Annotated in this window: 1 protein-coding gene; it reads right to left on the bottom strand. The window is 46.9% G+C overall.

The genetic code is table 11. The annotated features are described in order from the left end of the window. Positions 1 to 527, bottom strand: a 527-nt coding sequence (locus C6366_RS20860) for a DJ-1/PfpI family protein (protein ID WP_107740641.1), incomplete at both ends; no start/stop codon positions are given.

Genomic DNA, 527 nt, shown 5'->3' with positions numbered 1-527 from the left:
GGTAATCAGATTGCCATCGAGCACCACTGACTGATCCAGAAAATTGGCGCCTGCAGCAACAAGCTCATCCTGAACACCTCCTACGGCGGTGCAGCTCTTACCTTCCAAAACACCTGCAGTAATAAGCACCTGAGGTCCGTGACAAATTGCGGCGGTAGGTTTACCGGATTTAAAGAAATCGCGTGCAAATGCAACAACAGTCTCGTTTTCACGCAAAATGGCAGGCCCTCGTCCGCCAGGCAAAATAAGTGCATCAAAATCAGACACCGACACATCACCAACAGCTTTCTCTATGCGTATGGTAAAATCACTGTTATAGGCTTTCACTTCGCCAACGGATGGCCCAATTACCGTAACTTCCACACCACGATTTGTAAGATATCCAATTGGCATATAAGCTTCGCCATCGTGAAAGCCCTCCGCAACCATCACAGCCACACGCTTAACATCTTTAACTACTTCTGCTTGTGGAGCCTGCTGTTGACATGCTACAACCAAAAGTGAAACCATAAATAATCCAAAAAGCA

Origin of the sequence: Desulfonatronum sp. SC1 (assembly GCF_003046795.1) — a bacterium.
Taxonomy (GTDB): domain Bacteria; phylum Desulfobacterota; class Desulfovibrionia; order Desulfovibrionales; family Desulfonatronaceae; genus Desulfonatronum.
The sequence above is the reverse complement of the archived record's forward strand: the minus strand, read 5'-3'. Positions and strand labels throughout refer to the sequence as shown.